Annotated in this window: 2 protein-coding genes and 1 pseudogene; all 3 read left to right on the forward strand. The window is 68.8% G+C overall.

Going from position 1 to position 1056, the window contains the following annotated elements:
• Positions 1–500: pseudogene (locus OS914_RS17990) on the forward strand (hypothetical protein); the annotation flags it as partial.
• A gap of 70 nt (positions 501–570) precedes the next feature.
• Positions 571–759 carry a hypothetical protein gene (locus OS914_RS17995; RefSeq protein ID WP_267547426.1) on the forward strand — a complete coding sequence of 63 codons (189 nt, stop codon included), beginning with the start codon at positions 571–573 and terminating at the stop codon, positions 757–759.
• On the forward strand, positions 743–1056 hold a 314-nt coding region (locus OS914_RS18000), incomplete at its 3' end, for a hypothetical protein (protein WP_267547427.1). The genes OS914_RS17995 and OS914_RS18000, both read left to right, overlap by 17 nt.

The raw sequence follows: 1056 nt of genomic DNA on the forward strand, positions 1-1056 counted from the left end.
GGCTGGTGACAGCAGCAGCGATGGGGCTACTGGCAGCGGTGGGGCAGAGGAGGGCGGCAGCACCGGTCCTACGGAGGGCAGCAGCGCTGATGAGTGCGGTGACGACGGTTTTGCTGGCGGCAGTGGTGGCAGTGGTGGGTGGGTGCATCCGGAGGTGGATGCCCGGGCGGGGGCAGCGGCTGCCGCGGCCCGGGCCGAGGACCTGTTCTCCCTCACTCCCGCCAACGACACCACCCCCACCGACACCGGAGGCGGAACGGGCGCTGGAACTGGCGCTGGAACCGGTGCCGGAGCCGGAACGGGCGCTGGTAAGGGTGCCGGAGCCGGAACGGGCGCTGGAACCGGCGCTGGAGAGGGTGCTGGAACGGGAAATGAAGGGGGAACAGATTCTGGCCGGGGGACGAAGCGTACGAAGGGTCCGGGGACGGGTGCGTTGGGGAGTCGTTGTGGTCCGAGCAGGGCCGGCAGGCTTCGGCCGGGGAGGCGGCCGGCCCGTATGACGATCACGACTACCATTGATCAGCTCCGCAGCTTCCCGGACAGGGAAGCCGCGATCCTCCGCCAAACGCTGTGGAACCAACCACCACCACCTCTACTACCAGCAGTATCACCAGCATCGCCAGCACCATCAACGCCACCAGGATCACCGGTACCACGGGGATCAGCGGCACCGTTGGCGTTGTCAGCCGGACCGGGGCTGCCAGCGGAGCTGTCGGCGCCGCGGACGCCGGCAGATCCAGCCGTGCTACCGGACGGTGACGGGTGGCCGGGAGGGATCGGCCCGGACAGCCGCAGTGTCGGCTGGGATACCACCACCACTGAGGGCAGCATCAACGATTCCTCCAGCCCCGGGTCCGGGTCTTCATGGTCCTGGGAGCCAGACCCGGAGCGCGAGCCGGAGCCTCTCTCGGCTCCAGAAAGCGGTTTGACCGGTGCCGGTTTGGTCGGTGCCGGTGGGTTGACGCCGTTGGATCCGATGCCGTCCTGGTGTGATGGTTTGGGCAGTATCAGTCCCGGTACCCTGGCCCGGCTGGTGTGTGACGCGGTGTTCGAGCG

Source organism: Arthrobacter endolithicus (assembly GCF_026627425.1).
In the GTDB taxonomy this organism is placed as follows: domain Bacteria; phylum Actinomycetota; class Actinomycetes; order Actinomycetales; family Micrococcaceae; genus Arthrobacter_M.